The following is a 20,694-nucleotide window of genomic DNA, read 5'->3' on the forward strand; positions in this document are numbered from 1 at the left end:
GGGCGCCCTGCTCGGGGCACCCTCGCTTGATGGTTAAAGTCTGACGCGGAAGGGTTCGGCCTGGAAACGATCAAGGCCGGTTACATCCACTAGGTGGTCATACGGGTGCGGGCACCTTTGCCCCATGCGCTTCCCACCCTTCAATGGGGATCAAGGCAACCTTAAACAGCGAACGGGTAAGGCCCATGTTGAACACGTTCCAGCAACAGCCCCATCCGGCGCTGCCCAGCCAGACGCATGACGAGGCGGCACGCCAGGAATTCACCAAGAGCTTCAAGGGCTTCATCCAGCAAAAACTGCTGCCGGGCCTGACCCCGATCTATAAGAACCGGGTGGCCCCGGCCTTTGAACGCGAGCATGGCCGGGCCCCGGCTGACCGCCGCGATATCCGCGCCGGCATGGTCCGTGATCTTTACTTCCAGCATTATGCCGCAGCCAATCGGATCGCGCAGGAATTACTTTGGGAAGCCACCAACCTGTCCGTGGACCGGGAATTGCCGGAACTGATCGAGAAGGCGGCGGAATTGTCCGCCAAGACCAAGGCCAAGCTGGAGATCCCGGAAAATTTTGAGGTTCCGCGCTATATCACAGCGCTGGACATCCATTGCATGCCTGGCGGTTACGCCACCGAGGTGACCAAGAACGATGTCAGCGTCGGCGCGCTGTATGACCGTGGCGTCTATCTTTACGCCATGGGCTATATGGGTCCGCTGAATGATGATATGGGCCGCTCGGTCTGCAATTATCTGCAGCGCCGGATGCCGGACTTCAAGCCCAAGCGCATTTTGGACATGGGCTGCACCGTCGGCCATGCCACCCTGCCCTATAAGGAACTGTTCCCGGATGCAGAAGTCTGGGGCATCGATGTCGGCGGGCCTTGCGTGCGCTATGCCCATGCCCGCGCGGCCGGATTGGGACTGGAAGTCAATTTCGCGCAGATGAACGCGGAAGAGACGCGCTTCCCCGACGGGCATTTCGATCTGGTCGTCAGCCATATCCTGTTGCATGAGACATCGGCCAAGGCCATGCCGCGCATCTTCAAGGAATGCCATCGCCTGCTGGCACCGGGCGGGCTGATGATCCATGCCGATCTGCCGCCGTTCGACCTGATGGATCCGTTCACCCAGTTCATCCTGGATAACGAGACCTGGTACAATAACGAGCCGTTCTGGGGCGCCATGCGCGACATGGACCAGTTCGATCTGGCGGAAAAAGCCGGTTTCGACCGGGCTGACGCCAAGTTCGACACCGCCCCCATGGCCGTCATGGAATTCGCCGCCAGCGAGGCCGCCGGCTATAGCCAAGATGCCGCCAGCGCGGTGGCCGAGCGTGAATTCACCGCCGGCGAATATGCGCCGGGCGGCGGCTGGGAAGTCTTCATCGCCCAGAAGCCCCAGACCATCGCCACCAAGGATGCCGCCTGATGACCAATACCGCCGAACGCCCCCACGTCGTCAAAGACGCCAAGGGCAAGCGCCCGCAATTCTATGATGCGCCCGGTCTGGATCAGGCCATCTCAATGATCATGGTCATGGCCAACGAGATGTCTGTGCTGCACGACCGCGTCGACAGCATCGAGCGCGTGGCCAAGGAACAGGGCATCGATCTGGCCGCCGGGATCGAAAAGCTGGTGCTGGACCAGGAAGCGCTGGAGGCCCGCGAAGCCTGGCGCCAGGATTTCCTGGAACGCCTGTTCTATCTGATGCGCAAGGAAGCCCGCGAGGCGTCCGAAGCCGACACCAAGGAACGCTATAACAGCACCATTGAAGAGATCGCGCGGGCCTGACGCCCGACCGATCCGGCTGGCCCTTTCCCTGTCGGCGCCTGCCGGTTTTACTGCCTCCCTGACGCCACCCCGTTACCCATGGGGTGGCGCCTTTGTCTGGGGAAGGCCCAACCACAACCCATAGTCCAAAATGCAGCTTTCCCTCGACAACCATACCCTTCGACGCAGCCTGGGCGAGCCCACAAGCGTGCCCGAAGTGGTGATGATGATCCCAGCCTATTACCGGCTGTATATGCTGTTGCGTGGAGAGTTGCTGGGCGATGCCACGCGCGTGGTTCCGACCACGCAAAAGGGTTTGGCCGCCCATTACGGCGTGTGCCGGGGGACGGCCAGTGCAGCCTTGGCCCTGTTGAACCGGGACGGGCTGATCAAGCCCGCCCGTCGCGGTCGCCCCCGCCTACTTGACCGTTAAGCGGGCCGGGCCGGTTTCCGACAACCGGCCTGTCAAAGCCTGCAGGGCGGCCTTGTCACCGCCGGCATGGGCTTGCATGAACAGGACCGACAGATCGGTCGCGATGGCCAACTGGTCGGCCTGCACCGGCCCCGGCAGTTCCGGCCGACAGATGCCACCGCCGAAATAATGGTCCACCCCATCCAGCACCAGTGCGTAGCGATAGCCGCCGGGGGCTGCTTCCTCATAGGGCAGCAGGTGGCTGCGCCAGTCACCGCCGGGACCGGGGGGAACGTCCTTGTCACCAGTCTGGATCAGGGCCGGCACGGCGAGCGGTGCGTAATCCCCCGGATTGATAAAGCCCATACCGGCACCCGGCGGGGAGAAGGCCAGGACCGCCTTGGCACGCAGGTCGCGCAGCGGGGTCTTCACCTCCGGCGGCACGGCAATGGCCGACCCGCCCAGGCAGAGCGCGACCAGCCCGCCATAGGAATGGCCAGCGGCGATATAATCTCCGCCCAGATGGTCGGCCAGCGCACGCACATCTTCAATCCGGGCTGACCAGCTTGCCATGCCCTGGAACTTGTCCCGGTCGGGATGGTCGGTTGAATCGACATGCAACGGCGCGTGGACGCTGTAGCCGGCCTTGGTCCAGGCATCGACCAGGGGCTGGTACTTCCACGGCGCCGACAAGGCACCGTGGGAGAACAGAATACGGCCCTTCTCCGGGCCCAGGGCTTTCCAGACACTGACGGGAACAGCGCGACCGGTAGAGGTCTTGACCGTCAGGTCAGCAGGACGGGGCGCAATCCCCTGGGCCAAAGCCGGCAGCGCCGCCGTGGCGGCCATGGACAGCAGCAATAAGCGGCGAGACAGCAAGGCCATGGAGAGGCTCCGGGAGAAGGGTGGAATATTTATCAGTAACTTAAACGGTCACGCCAGTGGGGGTAAGGGCACAAACTTAGTCCCCTGGTGTAACGTGCTTTCCCCGCGAAAGCGGGGATCCAGGGCCAAGAGCACCAACCGTTCTTCTTGTGGCCCCTGGACCTCCGCTTTCGCGGGGGAGGCAGATAGGTTCAGAGTTTTAAGTTAGGCCCCGGCCTTCACCAGAGTAACCCGATGAGGCCAGAGCCCGAAACTCAAGCCGCCCAGTGACGCGGCTTCACCGGAGCCTTCGGCGCCGGCAGGCCGGTCTCAGCCAGGCTGTTGGCGCGCAGGGTTTCTATGTCGGGACCGAAATTGAAGATCTCGGTGATCGGGCCACGCGCGGTCCGCATCTTCTCCCGCAACGTCTCCGTGGCATCCACGTCGACCTTGCCGTCAACCAGTACCACACCGTAGCGCTTGGCCCCTTCCGCCGTCACCAGACCGCGCTCCAGTTCCAACTCCAGCAACTTGGGATCGCGGGCCAGCGGGTCGCCCCAGCCGCCACCGCCCCAGGTGATGAAGTGGAGCTGGTCGCCGGCTTCAACCGTCAGGTTCTCCAGCTTGTTACCGACGACAGTCTGGGTGCCGTCCGGCTTTTCCAGGACCTTGCGGGCCCGCGCTCCGGGTTCACCGCCATTCACACCCCAGGGGGAGGTGAACCAGCGGTCGTCATGGATGGCGATCACGCCCGGCTCCAGGAAGCGGTAGGTCATGATAATGCCGTTGCCACCGCGATGCAGGCCGGCACCGCCACTGTCGGCCACCGTCTCATACCGCTCGATCACCAGCGGGAAATAGCGCTCCAGGAACTCGTTCGGCACGTTGGTGAAGCCGGGGAACAGGGAGTGCCCGTCCGGCCCATCACCCAGCGGGCGTCCGGGGATGCCGCCGAAGCCGATCTGGAACAACTGGAACCAGCGGCCCTTGGCGTCATAGCCGGAATAGAACAGATGCGGGGAGGAGGAGAAGCCGGCCGCATTGAGGAATTCCGGCGTCTTCTGGCCCAGCAGCCCGCCCATGATGTCGAACAGGCGGCCCAGCGCGTGGGTGCGGCCCGACAGCGCCGACGGGAATTTCGGCTTCAACAGCGAGCCTTCGGGGATCTTCACCCGGATCAGATCGTAATAGCCGTCATTGAACAGGATCTGCGGGTCGAAGACCATGATCATGTAGATGCCGAAGAACATCTTCAGCATGTTCTCGTTCAGCAGGAAATTGATCGAGGCCTGGCTCTGCGGGTCGGTGCCCTCGAAATCCAGCACCACGATATCGCCTTCACGATGCATGGTGCAGCGGATCTTGTAGGGGCCGAAGCCCAGGCCGTCATCGCAGAGATAATCCTCGAAGCTGACCTTCTCCTCGCTGATGGAGGTGGCGATCAGATGCTTCATGGCGCGGTAATTGCGGGCCAGCAACTCGTCAGTGGCGGCGGCAAACACATCGTCGCCAAACCGCTGGCACATCTCCACCACGCGGCGCGCGGCGACGCGGCAAGACGCGATCAGGGCGTTCAGGTCGGCCGTACACCATTCCGGCATGCGGGTCTGGGCCATGATCAGCTTGATCACGTCCTCATTATAGACGCCGTTCTTATAGATCTTCACCGGCGGGATGCGCACGCCTTCCTCGAAGATGGAGGTAGCGTCGATGGGCATGGAGCCGACGACCTTGCCGCCAATATCGGACTGGTGCCCGAACATCGAGGTATAGGCGACCAGACGGCCATCCTTGAACACGGGCAGCAGGACAAGCCAGTCATTCAGATGGCTGATGGCGCCACCGACGGAGTAAGGGTCGGACAACATGATCATGTCGCCCTCCTCCACCGTGCCCTCATACCCGTCCAGGAAGGGGCCGATATAGGAGCCGAACTGGCCGACGATCATCTGGCCGGTACGGTCGGCGATCAGCGGGAAGGCGTCACCCTGCTCCCGGATGCCGGGCGACATGGCGGTGCGCACCAGGGTGGCATCCATCTCGATACGGGCATTGCGCAGGGCGTTCTCGATGACCTCAAGCGTCACCGGGTCGATGGTGACCTTGTTGAAGGGGGTGGTATTGGTCTGGATGATCTGTGCGGGCATGGATCACACTCCCCTTCAGCGCGGGTTGATCAAGATATTGCCGACGCGGTCGACCAGGCCGTCACAGGCGGCTTCGATCAGCGTCGTGCTGTCCATTTCGATGACGATGGCGGGGCCCTGGATCAGGTCACCGGCCTTCAGCTTGGACCGGTCATAGATCACGGCCGGCACCATCTTGCCGTCCATCCACAATTCATGATCGCGGATCTTGGCCGCCGATGGATCGCCATTGCCCTGGGGCAGTTCAGCCGCCGGCAGGTCCAGCACGGGGCCCAGGGCCACGGCGCGCAGATTCACCAGTTCGTGCGCGGACTTCATGTTGAAGGTGAACAGGCGGTGATGCTCATCGTCAAAGCGCTTGGTGACGCCGGCCAGCCCGTCGCGATGCAGCGTTTCCGGGTCGATGGACAGCGGCACCTCGAAGGCTTGGCCTTCATAGCGCACGTCAATCTCGAACAGGCTGGTGATATCCTCGTCCTTGATGCCCTCGGCCCGCAGCTCTTCCCGGGTCTGCTTGGCCATGGCATCCAGTACGGCCAGCACTTCCGCCTCATCCGTCTCATCAAACCGGCGGGAGAAAGAGCGGGCGGTCTCGGTACGCATGCGGGTCGTGGCATCACCCAGGGCGCACAGCACGCCGGGGGAGACGGGCGACACGGCAGGCCAGGAGCCCATCAGGCGCGCCACGGCATTGACATGCAAGGGGCCGGCGCCACCAAAGCCCATCAGGGCGAAGTCGCGCGGGTCATAACCCTGCTGAACGGAGATCATGCGCAGCGCGCCGAACATGTTCTCGTTCACGATATCAATGATGCCGCGGGCGGCAGCATAGAGATCAATGCCCAGCGTGTCAGCGATGGTCTGCACCGCCTTCTTGGCACCCTCCCGGTCCAGCTTGAAGGTGCCACCCAGCAAGGCTTCGGGCAGGTAGCCCAGCACGACATTGGCATCGGTCACGGTCGGCAGCGTGCCGCCCTTGCCATAGGCCACCGGGCCCGGCACGGCACCGGCCGATTGCGGGCCGACGCGCAGCGCCTTGGTCAGTTCCGGCACATAGGCGATGGAGCCACCACCGGCACCCACCGTCTTCACATCCAGGGAAGAGGCACGGACCGCCAGATGGCCAACCTCCGTCGTGCGCACCCGGCGCGGGTCCAGGTTTTCGATCAGGGCCACGTCGGTGGAGGTGCCGCCCACATCCAGGGTCAGGATGTTACGGATACCGCTATTGGCACCCACCCACAGCGCCCCGGTCACGCCACCAGCCGGGCCGGACATCAGCAGAGAGACGGGATGTTCTTCCGACTTTTCCGACGACATCAGCCCGCCATCAGAACGCAGCAGCGACAGGCTGCCGGCAAAGCCACCACCACGCAGCTTTTCACGCAGGTTGCGGACATAACGGCCCACGATGGGGCGGACCGAGGCATTGGCAACCGTGGTCAGCGTGCGCTCATATTCCTGCATCTCGGGCAGGACTTCATGGGAAAGCGACACCGGCACACCGGGCAGGATTTCTGCCGCCAGTTCACCGACGCGCTTCTCATGCGCACCATTCAGATAGGCGTTCATCAGTGAAACGGTGACTGCCTCAACACCGCGCGCCTTCAGCTTTTCCAGGGCGGCACGGATATCAGCATCGTCGATGGGGCGCAGTTCCTCACCATGGGCGGTCATGCGGCCCTTGATTTCGAACGTGTCTTCCAGCTTGGCCAGCGGCTCCGGCTTCGGCCAGACGATCCAGCCAGCAAGACCACCCGGCACGAAGGAGCGCGCGATCTGCATGATCTGGCGATAGCCTTCGGTGACGATCAGGCCGACCTTGGCGCCCTTGCCCTCCAGCACGGCGTTGGTGGCCACCGTCGTGCCGTGCAGGAAGAACTCCACGTCCGCCGGGGTGATGCCGGCCTTTTCGCAGATGGCCGTGACACCGTTCAGGATGCCGACGGAACTGTCGGCGGGGGTTGAAGGGGTCTTATGGCGCCAGAAGGCCCCGGTATTGTCATTGAACAGCAGCAGGTCGGTGAAGGTGCCCCCCACATCGACGCCCAAGCGGTAACCCATCACATCCCCCATGTCTGGAAGGTCAAAATCTCTGTGTCAGCAGTAGCGGAAAGGCGCGTCGGCTCCATCCTGTCAGCCCCGGCCTGACCGCTCTGCGGATGGCTTCAGGAAGACGCAGCAGCAAGGTGCAGAAACCCGTTCGCGGCCCCTGTAAACCAGGGACCGCGCGGGGCTTAACCAGCAGGAAAAGACGAGCAGAGAGGGGAGTTACGGCGCTGCCGAACCCGTCTCACGCTTCAAAATGGTGATGATCGCCTTCTGTACGTCCGGATCGGTGACGTTACCGGAGGAGATGATCATCGACGTGCCGGGGGCAAACGCATCCGGGTTGTTCAAGAACTTCGCCATATTTTCATCCGTCCAGGTTTCCCCGGCCTGCCCATGGGCAGCAAGGCTGTCGCCATAAGGGAAATTTGGCACGGTGGCGATCTTCTGGCCGAAGATGCCGTACAGGTTCGGCCCCACCAGGTGGGCACCGCCCTTATTCATGGTGTGGCAGAAGGTACACCATTTGAAGGTTTCGGCCCGGACCTTCCGCTCGAATTCCGTTTCCGGCGGCAATTGCTCCACCACCAGCGGGGCGTCATGGGACGTGATGTGCGCTTCGGCTTCCACCCGCTGCCCTTGGGCCAAGGGGGAAACGCGGAACAGCATATAGGGACCATACATGCCGACGCCGACAACGATAGCCGTTGCCAGAACCGCCGGCACCACGCCGCGCACCGCCTGCGGCTCGGCCACCTGCGTGACGCGGCCACGCCGCACCAGCCAGCCCAGACCCCAGATGGCACCGCAGATGGCCAGGAAAATGGCCACCGCCGCCGGCCCCCGCTCATAGGATTTGAACGTGGACAGCGCGAAGACGGATGAACTGAAGCTCAACAGAATGAACAGGCCATAGCCCGGCGGGAAAGCGGCGAACAGCCCGCGACCATGGCGGAACAGGAGCCAGACGGCCGTCAGCAAAACCACCAGTTTCAGGACAAGAAGGCTGGTGCTGACACCGGAATGGAAATAGCCGGTAAACAGCCAGATATCCCGATCCTCCCCCATCAAAGCGGGGATCGGGATCGGCCCCAGATGCAGGTTCATGCCGTGGCTCCACACCACGAACACACCCAGTATCGGCGCAATGAAGAACATCAGATAGGTGGCGTTGACCAGGGTCATGGTCCAGGAACGGGCGCGGGGCGGCAGCGGGGCCTGCGGCCCCGGTGCCCTGCCCTTCAACCATTGCCAGAGGCGCATGACCGCATACAGGAACAGCGCGGTGCCCAGAAAATAATGCCAGCCGCGCAACTGCTCGCGAATAGGTGCTGCCTTATCGGCGCGCAGCAGGAACATGGTCAGCACATCATGCACCAGCACCAGAGCCGGCAGCATATAGGCCAGGATTTTCTCCAACGGCCTGTTCGCGTCACGGTGTTCCATTATCTGTTACCCCTCCGCCCCGTTCGGGGTCTCAGATTTTTTCCAGGATTTCCATGGCAGCAGCTTCACCGGTTTCCATGGCGCTTTCCATGCCATGTTCCAGGCGCCGCAGATGCTCACCAGCGAAGTGGATGCGTCCGGCGGGCTTGCCCATTTCGGTCGCAAAACGCTTTACCTGGCCCGGCGCATAGAAATGCTTGTTGCCGCCCACATAGGGGTTACGGCCCCAGCTATAACCGATCTTATATTCCAGGGCGCCCGCCATGCTGGGCCGGATGCGGGCCAGTTCGGCCAGCACCAGTTCGACCTGCTTATTGGTATCCCGGTCGTCCCAGCGGGTGGCACCGTCACCATTGACCCAGACGATCATCGTGTCGATCGCGTCCGTCTCCGGATTTTTCAGCGCGAAAGCGCGCTCGAAGGAGGCGTTGCTCCAGATCGAGGGCGGCAGGCCGTCCTTTTCCCAATAGGCATTCTTGATCTTGAAATGGAACTGGGTCGTGGCGGAATAGCGCGCGCCGGCGATGGCATCAGCCTGGGCATCCGGCAGGCCGGGGGTGAAGCGAATGCGGCTGACAGCGCTGAAGGGCGCCGCCATGACCAGGAAGCGGCTGGTCAGCACATCGCCATTGCCAAGACGGGTTTTCACCTGATCGCCAGCCTGATCAATGGCGATGACAGGGCTGTTCAGACGAACCGGCAGCTTCAGCGCCGCCGCCATGGCGCGCGGCAACATGTCGGAACCACCGACAATGTAGCTGCGATCCGACACAAGCGCGGCACCGCCATATTGCGGCTTGTTGGGGTCTTTAAACCCTTCCACCTGGGCACGGGCCATGTCACGGAAGATCGAAAGGGCCGAAACCCCTTCCAGGCTGGCCCCGTTCAGATCCACATCCGCCAGACGGATCGCCGCCTCCGAAATACCTTTGGAGCGCATCAACTCAGCAGCGGAAATGTCGAATTGCATATTCTCGGGCTGCAGCCACGCATTGGTCTGGTTGAAGGGCAGCCAGTCATGCATCAGGCGGTTTTGCAGGATATAGGGAAGGAAATCGCGTTCCTTGCCACGGGTCTGGTTGACGGGCGACTTGGCCCAGTCGGACGGCAGCACGCTGGTGCCATCGACATTCAGCAAAAACTCGGTGCCCTTGGCGCCCTTGGTGGTCAGTCCGACATTATGGCGGGCGCAGGCATCACGGACACGGCCATAGAGCGCCCCTACCTCGCTGCCACCCAGTTCCGCCTGATAGCCTTCGGCCCGGCCGGTGCGCAAACGACCGCCAACGCGGTCGGAAGCTTCCACCACCTGCACAACCAGGCCCTGTTCCTCCAGCATCGCGGCCGCGTTCAGGCCGGCCAGACCAGCACCGACGACGACGACATCGACTTGGGCAGGGCCAGCGGCCCAGCCGCGGGAGCCAATAATCAAGGGAGCGGCAGCCATCATGCCGCCCACGACAGCGCGGCGGGACAGGATCGGCGAGGAATTCTTGAAGCTCATGGGGCGTCTTCCAACCGTTGAAAACAAGATCCCCCCGGCCGCGAGCCGGGGGGATGATGACGAGAAGGATCAGAACTTGGCGCTTGCCGTGACGCCGAAGCGGCGGCCTTCACCCGGGTAGATTTCCATGATGCGCTGGGTGCCGACTGAGTAGTTACGCGGCTGCTGGATGACGTTGGCGTTGTAGCGCTCGTCGGTCAGGTTCGTGACCCAGGCCGCGATGGAGTAAGTATCGCTTTCCAGTGCCAGACGCAGGTTGGTCAGCGTACGTTCACCGAAGCTGGTGACATTCAGGCTGTTGGTGTAGCTGGGACCGGTATAGTTCACATCCACACGGCCCGACAGGTTCCAGTCGGCGGAAACCGGCACATCAGCCGTGGCATGCACATTATACTGGAGCTTCACCGACCGGGCCGGACGATGGCCGGCGATGGAAGCCTGCAGGCCGCGTCCCGGAACGGTGATCAGCTCGCAGGTTGTGGACGGGTTGCCGCACTGGGTCGAGTAGGCCGGATCATAGACATTCTTGCCGAACTTCGGATCGGAATAGGTCACAGAACCACCGACTGACAGGATGTCGGTCGCCTTCACTTCCGTCTGAACCTCGAGACCATTGGTCTTCATGTCACCGACATTGGTGATGATGGCCTGGGTGACGACGGGATTGGAAGAGAAGGTGGAGATCTGCAGGTTGGTCCAGTCCACACGGAAGACCGAGGCATTCAGCATGACGCGACGGTCGAACAGCCAGGACTTCACGCCCGCTTCATAGGTCCAGTTCTCTTCTTCCTCGAAAGTCAGTTCGCTGGCGGCCAGGCCGCCCACGGCATTGAAACCGCCCGAACGCACACCCTTGGCAGCAGACGCAAACAGGAACACGTCTTCGTTCACCTTGTAGTCGGCGGTGAAGCGGGGCGTGAAGCTTTTGAATTCTGCCGTCAGCGGCTGACCTGCCGGACACGGCCCATAGGCGCCGAAGAAGGTGACGATGCAGCTATCGGTCTTGCGGTCGATATTGTAGCGGCCTTCCGCAGAAACCCGCAGCCCGTCCACAATCTCATAGCCAAGCGAGCCGAACACTGACTTGGTGACGTTCTGGCGATAATTGAGGCTTGAGAGAATGGTCTTGGCGGAGCTGTCCGGCACCAGCGACAGGTTGGACAGAGTGGCCAACGGGCCGGTACCGGCCGGCATGCCCGGCAACACCTGTACCAGACGCTCATTGGGCGCCAGACCCGGGGCGCTGGTGCTCGCCAGGGCTTTGGATTCCACGTTGGACTGGAAGAACAGGGCGCCGGCCAGCCACTGGAAACGGTCGCTATCCGGCGACTGGATACGCAGTTCCTGGCTCTTGGTGACCACCTCGTCATTGCTGACCAGAACGGAATTGCCATTCACCGTGCGGGTGTAACTGCCCGTAGTCGCACCGCAGGTGCTGCCCAGGGTACAGACACCATAAGGGGCACCCGCGCCCGTCACATCGGAATCACCCCAAGCCGTCACGGCGGAGGAGGTGAAGCCGGTAACACTGACGACCGAGAAGCGGTCGAACTCATATTCCAGTTCAAGGGCCGCCTGACGGGCACGCGATGTGCTGTCGGGAATGTTGGCGGTTCCATCCGTCGGGCGATCCGTCGGCAATTTACCGCAATAAAGGAAATAGGCCTGCGTCTGGGCATTGAAGCCGCCGCAATTATGCAGGCTGATCGGGGCCAGGGCCAGACCGGACAATTCCATGGTGGATTTGGTGGCAAAACCCGTCAGCGTAGCCGTCAACGCTTCAGTGGGCGTGAAGACCAGTGCACCAGAGACACCGCGCTTCTCATACCCGCCCATCTTGTCGGAGGGGTTGGAGGCGTTCTTGAATTCCCCGCCATAGGTCGAGTAGCTGGCCGCGACATGGGCTGCGAGCTTGTCTTCAATGATCGGCTTGGACAGCGAAACCTTACCCCGGTAGTCGCCATTATTGCCAACAGTAACCGTCGCCTTGCCCTCTGGCTCATTGCCGGGGCGGGCGGTGGTGATGCCGACGGCGCCTGCGAAGGTGGAGCGGCCATACAACGCGCTCTGCGGTCCCTTCACCACATCCAACTGGGCAATATCAACGGTACCCAGAACGTCTGCCGTATTACGGCTGGTCTGATAGATGCCGTCGATGAAGATGCCGACATTGGCCTCGACATTCAAATCCTGGGAGGAATTGGCTGGCGCCAGACCACGGACATAAACGTTGGTGAACGTGCCGCCAGTGATATTGGTAACCGTGATGCCTGGCGTGGTGCTGCCGAGATCGGTCAGGCTGGTGATGTTACGCTCAGCCAGATCATCGGCGGTCAGGGCCTGAATGGAGATCGGAACCGTCTGGATGTCTTCCTTACGCTTACGCGCGGTGACGATGATCTCTTCCAGCATCAGACCGTCGTTCGCCAGTGCCACCGGCACAATGGCAGAAGCGGCGAAGGCGCCGACCAGCGCGGACGTGGTCATCGCGATTAATTTGGAACGATACATGAAGCCCCCTCGGATTTTCAGTTTGTTTGTGTGGTTATTTTCTGGCGCCAAGTTCCCGCTTGTTGGCGACTGCACTTTATTTGGCAGACAATTCGCGAAATCTGTTAGGATTCACGAAGTCATTTCAGTTGCAGTCCGTGAGCCAGAGTTTCACCGGTCCTGTCAGCTAATTCCTTTAGCGAACTTTCCTCAACAATCCCGGCGGCGCTGTCCGTCAAGTGGACAAGGATTTTCGGAGCAGACCTGCATCCAGGCGGGTTGGGCGTATCTTGGCGTCAGACTTTTCCGGGATAGCTCAATGAGACAGACCGTTTTTCTGGCGACCGCCATCCTGTTGGGAACGGCTTTTCCGGCCGCTGCCGCTGGGGGGGCACCGCCCTCCTTCGCGCAACAGCCGCCGCCGCCGGTGCCTGATTATGCGAATCCCAGCGCCTGGGCCGCCCGTCCGACGGCTCCCGGCGCCAGCGCTGCCCTGCCGACCGGCGCCGATACGACCCGTCCCGCAGCAGAAATCGACGTGTTCTACGTCCATCCCACCACCTACCGCAGCAAGGACAGGTGGAACCAGGATATTGCCGATCAGGCGACCAATGCCTGGACTGATGCCAGTGTCATCGCCCGTCAGGCGGGGGTCTTCAATGGCTGCTGCCGGGTCTATGCCCCTCGCTATCGTCAGGCATCATCCCTCTCTTTCATGGCCATGGAAGGCGATGGCGGCAAAGCCTTCGATCTGGCTTATGAGGATGTGAAGAGCGCCTTCGACTATTATCTGAAGCATGAAAATCAAGGCCGTCCATTCATTCTGGCCGGTCACAGCCAGGGCGCGCGCCACTTGATGCATCTGCTGGAAGACCGGATCGACGGGACCCCGCTGGCACGGGAAATGGTTGCCGCCTATATCGTGGGTGTGAACCTGTCGGAAGGCGATTTTCCCAAGACCTACAAGACCATCTCCATCTGCGACGAGCCCGACCAGACCCGCTGTGTCATCGCCTGGAATGCCGTCCTGCCGGAATTTAACATCGCCATGATGGCCGCAGCCGGGGAACGGCGTTATGTGGAGCGATATGGCGATGATCCGGGGAAACGGGCCCTTTGTATCAATCCGGTCACCTTTGACAGGGCAAAACCCGTCTCCACCGCCGAGCAGGCCCTGGGTGCCGTTCCCGGCGAGCCAGGGGAGGGGCCGATGCAGCCGCTACGCGCCAAGGCTGTCGGCGCACGATGCGAGCAAGGCTATCTGGTTGTTGAACCCGCTGCCGATCTGGACCTGACGTCCCTGCCCGGTGGCAGCATGCATTATCATGATTACGGCCTCTTCTATGCCGATATCCGGGCCAATATTCGGGTTCGGATCGACAATTTCCTGAAAGCCAAACCGTAAAAGGAAAAGGGTCGCGGCGATGATGCTGCGACCCTTTATGGCTGTAATTACGATGGCAAAGGTCACAGCCGGGCTGTGACCGCCTTCGTCTGGAGATAGGCATCCAGCCCTTCGCGACCAAATTCCCGTCCCCAGCCCGACTGTTTGTAGCCGCCGAACGGGATGTTGGTGGCGATAGCGCCGTGGCAGTTGATTGAGACCTGCCCGGACCGGATGCGCGATACCAGCTTGTGCGCGGTGGAAAGGCTGCGGGTCCATACGCTGCCGGACAGGCCATAGACGCTGTCATTGGCCATGGCCGCAATGGTGTCCACATCCTCTGTCTCGAAGCGGTGGATGGCCATGACGGGGCCAAAAATCTCCTCCCGGAACACGGCCATGTCGGGGCTGACATCTGTCAGAATGGTCGGTGGCACAAAATGGCCGGCGCGGTCCAGCTTCTGTCCACCCAGCACGACGCGGGCACCATCGGCACGGGCGCGATCAATATGGGCCATGACGCGGGCGGCATGGGCAGCGCTGATCAGCGGCCCGAAATTGACCGCCGGGTCCAGCCCATGGCCGAGGGTGAACCCCTTGGCGAAAGCGACGATCCGTTCAACCAGCGCATCATGGACGGCGCTATGCACGAAGATTCTTGTGCCGGCCATGCAGTTCTGGCCCTGCAGGAAAAAGGTCGCCATGGCAACGCCGGGACCCGCCAGATCAAGATCCGCATCCGGCATCACCACCACCGGGGACTTGCCCCCCAGTTCCAGTGACACTTTCTTCAGATTGCCGGCCGCTGCCTGCACAATCTTCCGCCCAACTTCCGTCGACCCGGTGAAGCTGATCTTGTCCACGTCCGGATGGGCGGAAAGGGCGGCGCCCGCCGTTTCCCCCGGACCGTTGACGATATTCACCACACCCGGCGGGAAGCCCGCCTCTATGATCAGTGCGCCGAGTGCCAGAGCCGAAAGCGGCGTTTCTTCCGCCGGCTTGACAACAACCGTACAGCCGGCGGCCAGCGCCGGGGCCAGCTTCAGCACCAGCGTGGAGACGGGCACGTTCCAGGGGACGATCAAGCCGACCACGCCCACCGCTTCGCGCAATGTATAGGTCAGCGCCTCCGCATCTGCCGTGACATGCGGCGGCGGGGTGGTTGTCACCCCTTCGATACCCAGGATGCAGCCGGCATAATAGTCGAACATCTCGACACAATTACTGACCGTCAGCCCGGCGATGAAGCGGGGCATGCCATTGTCCAGGATTTCCAGTTCCGTGAACAGGGCGGCATCCCGCTCCAGCAGGCGGGCCAGCCGGTTGATCAGCCCGGCCCGCTCCCGTGCCTTCAGCCGCGACCAGGGACCGTTGAAAGCATGCCCTGCCGCCGCCACCGCATCGTCGATATCGGCAGCACCGCCGGATGCGACGCTGGCCAAGAGCCTCTGCGTGGCCGGATCGGACGTGGTCAGGCTGTCGCCCGCGCGACCTTGCCGCCATTCGCCGTTGATCAGCAGCCCATGCCGCTTTGCCAGGAACGCCTGCGTGGCGGGGGAAACGGCATGGCCGTCAAACGGCTGGGCTTCAATCGACATGGTAGGGTCTGATCCTCAAACGGCGACAGTGCGGCAATCATAATCCAGCAGGCCAAGGGAATCTTCGTTGCGAAGCCCCTCCAGACCGAACAGTTCCGTATCACGCGCCTGCATCCGGTCGGCGTTGGCGTTGGATTCCTGCTGGATGAAGGTCGCCCGTTCATGACGGGCAGCAACATAACGCTGTAGCCCATCGCCTATGCTGCTGGATGCGGAAAGCGCGCGCGACAATACGATCGCATCCTCAATCGCGCAGGCGGCCCCCTGCCCCATGAAGGGGGTCATGGCATGCGCCGCATCGCCCAGCAAGGCCACCTTATCCTCGATGATCCAGGTGGAAAGCGGCTTGCGGGCATTGATCGCCCATTTATAGAGACGGTCTTCCGGTGCCGCCGCGATCATGGCCTGCACTTCCGGCGCCCAGCCGGCGAAGGTCTCTTCCAGGTCGGCACGCGATGCGGGAATGGTCCAGCCATCCTGCACCCAGCCTTCCTGACGGGCGAAAAACACCATGTTCAATATCTTTGATCCACGCACCGGATAGCGCACCACCATCCGGCCCGGACCGATATGCATGCCGGGGAAAGCCGCCAGTTCCGCCAACTTGCCTTCTGCCGGGGCCAGACCGCGCCAGGCCACGTGCCCGGTGAAATGGGCCTTTTCCGGTTCGAACAGCCCGCGAACGACGGACTTTAGGCCATCGGCCCCGATGACAAGGTCACCGTCGATCCGCCGGCCATCTGCCAGCAGGACAGTGGTCCCTTCAACCGCTACGGCGGCAGCCCCGGTCAACAAGGTGCATCCGCCGGCTTGGGCCGCCTCCACCAGAATGGCGTGCAGGTCGGCACGATGGATATAGACATAGGGCGCGCCGTAGCGCTGGCGCATGTCGGCTCGGTCCATCACCACAAGGGTGCGGCCATCCTGCCAATGCTGAATGCGCTGGCGTGTGGGCTCCACGCCAGCCGCGGCGATCCGTTCCGCCAGCCCCAGATACACATAGCCCTTCATGGCGTTGGGGGAGAGGGTCACGCCTGCTCCCACTTCCCCGAAGGCAGGAGCGGCTTCCAGCAGGGTGACGGCAAAGCCGCTTGCCTGCAGGGCAATCGCCGCCGTGAAGCCGCCGATGCCTCCACCGACGACAGTTATTCTCGCTTTGCTCATGGGCTTTAGGGCCTTCAGATTCGCTTGAAGCCGATCATGGAGTCGGCGCGAGATCGATTAGGCCGCGCACTCTGCCCGCTTCATAGGCGACGGCTTTCGCCTGTCCGCATGGCGGACGGGCGCTTAAATGTGCAAAATGTATATCTATAGAGCATTTACTGCATTTTTATCCGGCAGTCGGATAAGCGCATCTGGGAACCCGGCAGGGATATGCGTACAGAATGGGCGATATATGCCTATTCCCTTCGGTTCGTATCCGACAGGTGGACATACGAACATATTCTAAGGTTACAGTTTTAATTCGCCGTCATGATCAATGCAGATGGCGCATGGTTGCCGTGACAGGAGGTTCTGAATGGACAAGGTCAAGCCCGTACGGGCGATGCTCCGTGTACTGGATGTTCTGCAGGTGCTGAATAGCCGCAATGGCGTGACGGTGACCGATGTCGCCAACGCCATCGACCTGCCGCGGACCACCGCCTATCGGGTGCTGGAAACCCTCTGTTCCGCCGGTTATGCGATGCGAGACGGTGCAGATGAGCGTTACCGCCTGACCGTGCTGGTCCGCGGGCTGTCCGATGGTTATGACGATGAAGCGTGGATCGGCGAGGTTGCCCAACCGATCGTGGTCCAGTTGGGCCAGAAGCTGATATGGCCGGTATCCATCAGCACCAACCAGGGCAACAGCATGCTGGTCCGGTTAACCACCGACAAGCAGAGCCCGCTGGCGCTGGAACGCTATAATGCCGGCGTGCGGTTGCCGCTGCTGAACAGCGCATCGGGCCGCACCTATCTGGCCTTCAGCCCGCCCCCGCAAAGGGCGGCTTTGCTGGATATCGCACTGGGTTCCGGTGGGGAGATGGAAGGTGCCGGCCGCCAGCGCGATATGATCGAGAAGATGCTCGGCAATATCCGTAAATCAGGCTACGCGATCACCATCCGTCAATATCGCGGTGAATCCAGCGCCGCCGTGCCCGTCTATGCCGGCACCAACCTGCTGGGCGTCGTGGGCATGCGCTTCATGGACAAGGCTGTGACGGAGCAGGTTTTTACCAGCCGATATCTTCCGGACCTGAAGCAGGCCGCCGCAGAAATCGGTGAGGCTTATACCGACTGGCAGGGTGGCGTCATGCCCGACGCAATGCAGCAGATGCCCGCACCGCGTTGGGATTGGACCCTGGAACGCCGGGTGGAGCATTGAGGCCAACGTCCCCCCCGATATCCATCATCGACGGATATCGGGGGGACGGGCGCGGCAAGCATCATGTCAACGCGACGGCCAATGAAGCGGGACGGTTCAGTCCCCCCGCTCCCGGGTAAAGCTCTGGGAATAAACAAAACGATCAGCCGGATGCGCGGTCTCGCTGGCCAGGAACAGGTTATTCTGTTACCGACTGGCAGGGTGGCGTCATGCCCGACGCAATGCAGCAGATGCCCGCACCGCGTTGGGATTGGACCCTGGAACGCCGGGTGGAGCATTGAGGCCAACGTCCCCCCCGATATCCATCATCGACGGATATCGGGGGGACGGGCGCGGCAAGCATCATGTCAACGCGACGGCCAATGAAGCGGGACGGTTCAGTCCCCCCGCTCCCGGGTAAAGCTCTGGGAATAAACAAAACGATCAGCCGGATGCGCGGTCTCGCTGGCCAGGAACAGGTTATTCTGTTCGTCATGATAAAGCCGGCGTGTTCGCAGCGCCGCAGCGCCCGGCTCTGTTCCCAGCAACTGGGCCAGGGGGGCATCCAGCACCATCGCGGTGATCTGCTGGTCAATGCGGGTAGCAACGATGCCGAACCGCGCTTCTATCGCATCGGCAATGGTGGGATGGGCCTGGATTTCAGCCCGTTCCGGCACGCAATCTGCCCGGATCAGCACACGGGTCACGCCCACCGCCTTGGGGCCGGTGCCGCGTTGTCCGCGAAGCTCCCACCAGCCCGCCGTGTCCAGCCCCATCGCCTGGGCCAGACCATCTTCCGGCGCCGGCCCATAGGTCATGATTTTCAATTGGGCGTCGCGGGCATATTGCAGCAAATCCTGGAACCCCCCCAGGGGCTGCACGAAAACCGCCGGTTCAGCGGGCGCGGTGACAATGGTACCGGCCCGGCGCTTGCGCGTTACCAACCCCGCTTCCGACAGAAGGCGCAGCGCATCGCGCGCCGTGTGGCGGGAGATGTCGTGCAGGGCGCACAATTCCTGCTCGGTGGGCAGCAGATCACCCACCTTGTAAGTGCCATTGGTAATGGCAGCGCGCAGCATCTGGGCGATCTGTTGGTAACGTGGTGCCGTCCCGGTTGCCAAAACAACCTTCCCCTTTCCCTGTGCCCGGCAATAGCCTGCCGGTTCCCAAATCGGATCAAGGCCATGGCAGCCCTGGCCCGTCAAGCCCGGCGACCTGTCCTATCCGATTTCAGCCGCTTTTTTGCACTGCATCCTCAACCGGGTCTTTCCCCATGCGGTCGGCTGTGCTAGTGAGATTATGTCCGGACAATTGGTGGGCCAATGTCACTGATCGCTCAATTTGCCGACCATCTTCTTCGCCCCGTTCCACAGGATTTGCGGGCCAAGGCTGCACTGCATCTGCTGGATTGGGCCGGCTGTGCCACCATCGGCGCCACCATGCCGGTGGCGGATGCCCTGGCCCGTGTCTTCCTGACCGGGGAGACGGGCACCTGCACTGCCATTGGCCAGCCTGTCCCGGTTTCAGCGGAAGCGGCTGCCCGATATAACGGCGCGCTGGGCAATATTTTTGAAATGGATGATGTGGACAAGCGGGCGCGCCTGCATCCCGGTCCCGTCGTCATTCCCGCCGCCCTTGCCATGGCGCAGGCCGTGGGAGCGGATACGAAGACATTGCTAGGCGCCATCGTGCGGGGCTATGAGGCCATGGTGCGGCTGGGCCGTGCCTTGGGCGACCCGCATTACCGGGTCTGGCACAGCACGGCCAGTTGCGGCACGGTTGGCGCCGCCGCCGCCTGCGCCAGCATCCTGGGTATGGACCGTGACGGGCTGGCGCATGCGATGGCCCTGGCCATCACCCGCACCGGCGGCTTGTGGGAAACGCGCAACGATCCTCAGTCCAATGCCAAGCAGGTCCATAATGCCCAGGCGGCAGGCGATGGATTGCTGGCGGCGCGCATGGCCGCCGCCGGTCTGCGTGGCCCCGCTCGCATCCTGGAGGGGGCGGAAGGGCTGTTCGCTGCGACCGCCGCCGGTTCCAACCCCGCTTCCATACTGGCCGATGCGACGCCACAGGGCTGGTGCCTGAGCGATATCAGCCTGAAGCCCTGGCCCGCCTGCCGCCATGCCCATCCGGCCATTGATGCGGCCCTGGCCATCCTGGCGGAATGTAAAAAGGAAAAGCTGCGCCTGTCCGACATTTCCGCCGTTGCCGTGCAGACCTATGGCGATGCGCTGCGCTTCTGCGACCGGCCAACACCGGAAACCGTGATCGAGGCGAAATTCTCTATCCAGCATGCCGTGGCTGTCACCCTGCTGGGCGGCCCGCCGCCGCTTTCGGCCTTCGACCCGCCGGCCATCGCCGATCCCACCATCGCCGCGCTGCGCGCCAAGGTGAAGGTTCTGGCAACAGAACCCTATATCGGTGCCTATCCCAACCATTTCGGCGCCCGTCTGTGCGTCGCCCTCGCAGATGGAACTTTGCGGGTTCATGAACAGCCTGATGCGCTGGGCGACCCGGAAAACCCGCTGCCCCATGACCGGGCCATCGACAAGGCCCGCAGCCTGATGCGATCCGCCGGGATGGCGGAAAAGGCGGCCGAAAAATTAATCACGGAATGTCTGGCCATGGCGGATGGCGGGCCAATCCCGCGTGCCTGGCCGACCCATAGCTTGCCGGGGAAGGCGTAAC

15 protein-coding genes are annotated in these 20,694 nt (G+C 62.3%); 6 read left to right on the plus strand and 9 right to left on the minus strand.

What is annotated here, in order from left to right:
* The first annotated feature begins 185 nt into the window (after nt 1–185).
* From G473_RS0100085 to G473_RS0100095, 3 genes are all read left to right on the plus strand, one after another.
* Complete coding sequence (locus G473_RS0100085) at nt 186–1,424, plus strand: class I SAM-dependent methyltransferase (protein WP_029011427.1); 1,239 nt, start codon at nt 186–188, stop codon at nt 1,422–1,424.
* Nucleotides 1,424–1,786: a hypothetical protein gene (locus tag G473_RS0100090; protein ID WP_035704760.1), complete on the plus strand. Its 363-nt coding sequence runs from the start codon at nt 1,424–1,426 to the stop codon at nt 1,784–1,786. The genes G473_RS0100085 and G473_RS0100090 overlap by 1 nt, the downstream gene beginning before the upstream one ends.
* 202 nt (nt 1,787–1,988) lie before the next feature.
* Nucleotides 1,989–2,198 carry a helix-turn-helix domain-containing protein gene (locus G473_RS0100095; protein ID WP_154667194.1) on the plus strand — a complete coding sequence of 70 codons (210 nt, stop codon included), beginning with the start codon at nt 1,989–1,991 and terminating at the stop codon, nt 2,196–2,198.
* On the opposite strand, the gene G473_RS0100100 is transcribed toward G473_RS0100095, so the two are convergent.
* The 6 genes from G473_RS0100100 to G473_RS0100125 all read right to left on the minus strand — a co-directional run bounded on the left by G473_RS0100100 (nt 2,184) and on the right by G473_RS0100125 (nt 12,698).
* Complete coding sequence (locus tag G473_RS0100100) at nt 2,184–3,062, minus strand: alpha/beta hydrolase family protein (protein WP_029011430.1); 879 nt, start codon at nt 3,060–3,062, stop codon at nt 2,184–2,186. The two genes, G473_RS0100095 and G473_RS0100100, sit on opposite strands and share 15 nt — an antisense overlap.
* A 254-nt stretch (nt 3,063–3,316) precedes the next feature.
* On the minus strand, nt 3,317–5,188 hold the full coding sequence (locus tag G473_RS0100105) for a hydantoinase B/oxoprolinase family protein (RefSeq protein ID WP_029011431.1): 1,872 nt from the start codon (nt 5,186–5,188) through the stop codon (nt 3,317–3,319).
* A gap of 15 nt (nt 5,189–5,203) precedes the next feature.
* Complete coding sequence (locus G473_RS0100110) at nt 5,204–7,252, minus strand: hydantoinase/oxoprolinase family protein (RefSeq protein WP_029011432.1); 2,049 nt, start codon at nt 7,250–7,252, stop codon at nt 5,204–5,206.
* A gap of 207 nt (nt 7,253–7,459) precedes the next feature.
* Nucleotides 7,460–8,683 carry a c-type cytochrome gene (locus G473_RS28795; RefSeq protein WP_051329708.1) on the minus strand — a complete coding sequence of 408 codons (1,224 nt, stop codon included), beginning with the start codon at nt 8,681–8,683 and terminating at the stop codon, nt 7,460–7,462.
* A gap of 31 nt (nt 8,684–8,714) precedes the next feature.
* Complete coding sequence (locus tag G473_RS0100120) at nt 8,715–10,187, minus strand: flavin monoamine oxidase family protein (protein ID WP_029011433.1); 1,473 nt, start codon at nt 10,185–10,187, stop codon at nt 8,715–8,717.
* 69 nt (nt 10,188–10,256) lie between these two features.
* Nucleotides 10,257–12,698, minus strand: a complete 2,442-nt coding sequence (locus G473_RS0100125; RefSeq protein ID WP_029011434.1) for a TonB-dependent receptor — start codon at nt 12,696–12,698, stop codon at nt 10,257–10,259.
* 298 nt (nt 12,699–12,996) lie between these two features.
* Between G473_RS0100125 and G473_RS0100130 the strand changes: the two genes are divergently transcribed.
* Nucleotides 12,997–14,082, plus strand: a complete 1,086-nt coding sequence (locus G473_RS0100130) for a DUF3089 domain-containing protein (protein ID WP_029011435.1) — start codon at nt 12,997–12,999, stop codon at nt 14,080–14,082.
* Between the two features lie 62 nt (nt 14,083–14,144).
* Here G473_RS0100130 and G473_RS0100135 read toward each other — a convergent pair whose 3' ends face one another.
* On the minus strand, nt 14,145–15,659 hold the full coding sequence (locus G473_RS0100135; protein ID WP_029011436.1) for an aldehyde dehydrogenase family protein: 1,515 nt from the start codon (nt 15,657–15,659) through the stop codon (nt 14,145–14,147).
* A gap of 15 nt (nt 15,660–15,674) precedes the next feature.
* Entirely contained in the window at nt 15,675–16,823 is a 1,149-nt protein-coding gene (locus G473_RS0100140) for an FAD-dependent monooxygenase (RefSeq protein WP_029011437.1), read from the minus strand.
* A 355-nt stretch (nt 16,824–17,178) separates the two neighbouring features.
* On the opposite strand from G473_RS0100140, the gene G473_RS0100145 reads away from it, so the two are divergent.
* The gene (locus G473_RS0100145) at nt 17,179–18,024 is read left to right on the plus strand and encodes a helix-turn-helix domain-containing protein (protein WP_029011438.1); all 846 of its coding nucleotides are present in this window, start codon (nt 17,179–17,181) and stop codon (nt 18,022–18,024) included.
* A 377-nt stretch (nt 18,025–18,401) separates the two neighbouring features.
* On the opposite strand, the gene G473_RS24240 is transcribed toward G473_RS0100145, so the two are convergent.
* A complete protein-coding gene (locus G473_RS24240; protein ID WP_035704800.1) occupies nt 18,402–19,124 on the minus strand; it encodes a GntR family transcriptional regulator in 723 nt (240 codons plus the stop codon).
* A gap of 201 nt (nt 19,125–19,325) precedes the next feature.
* Between G473_RS24240 and G473_RS24245 the strand changes: the two genes are divergently transcribed.
* Nucleotides 19,326–20,693 carry an MmgE/PrpD family protein gene (locus G473_RS24245; RefSeq protein WP_051329710.1) on the plus strand — a complete coding sequence of 456 codons (1,368 nt, stop codon included), beginning with the start codon at nt 19,326–19,328 and terminating at the stop codon, nt 20,691–20,693.
* Nucleotide 20,694: the final 1 nt, after the last annotated feature.

The sequence above is a fragment of the Niveispirillum irakense DSM 11586 genome (genome assembly GCF_000429645.1).
Taxonomy (GTDB): domain Bacteria; phylum Pseudomonadota; class Alphaproteobacteria; order Azospirillales; family Azospirillaceae; genus Niveispirillum; species Niveispirillum irakense.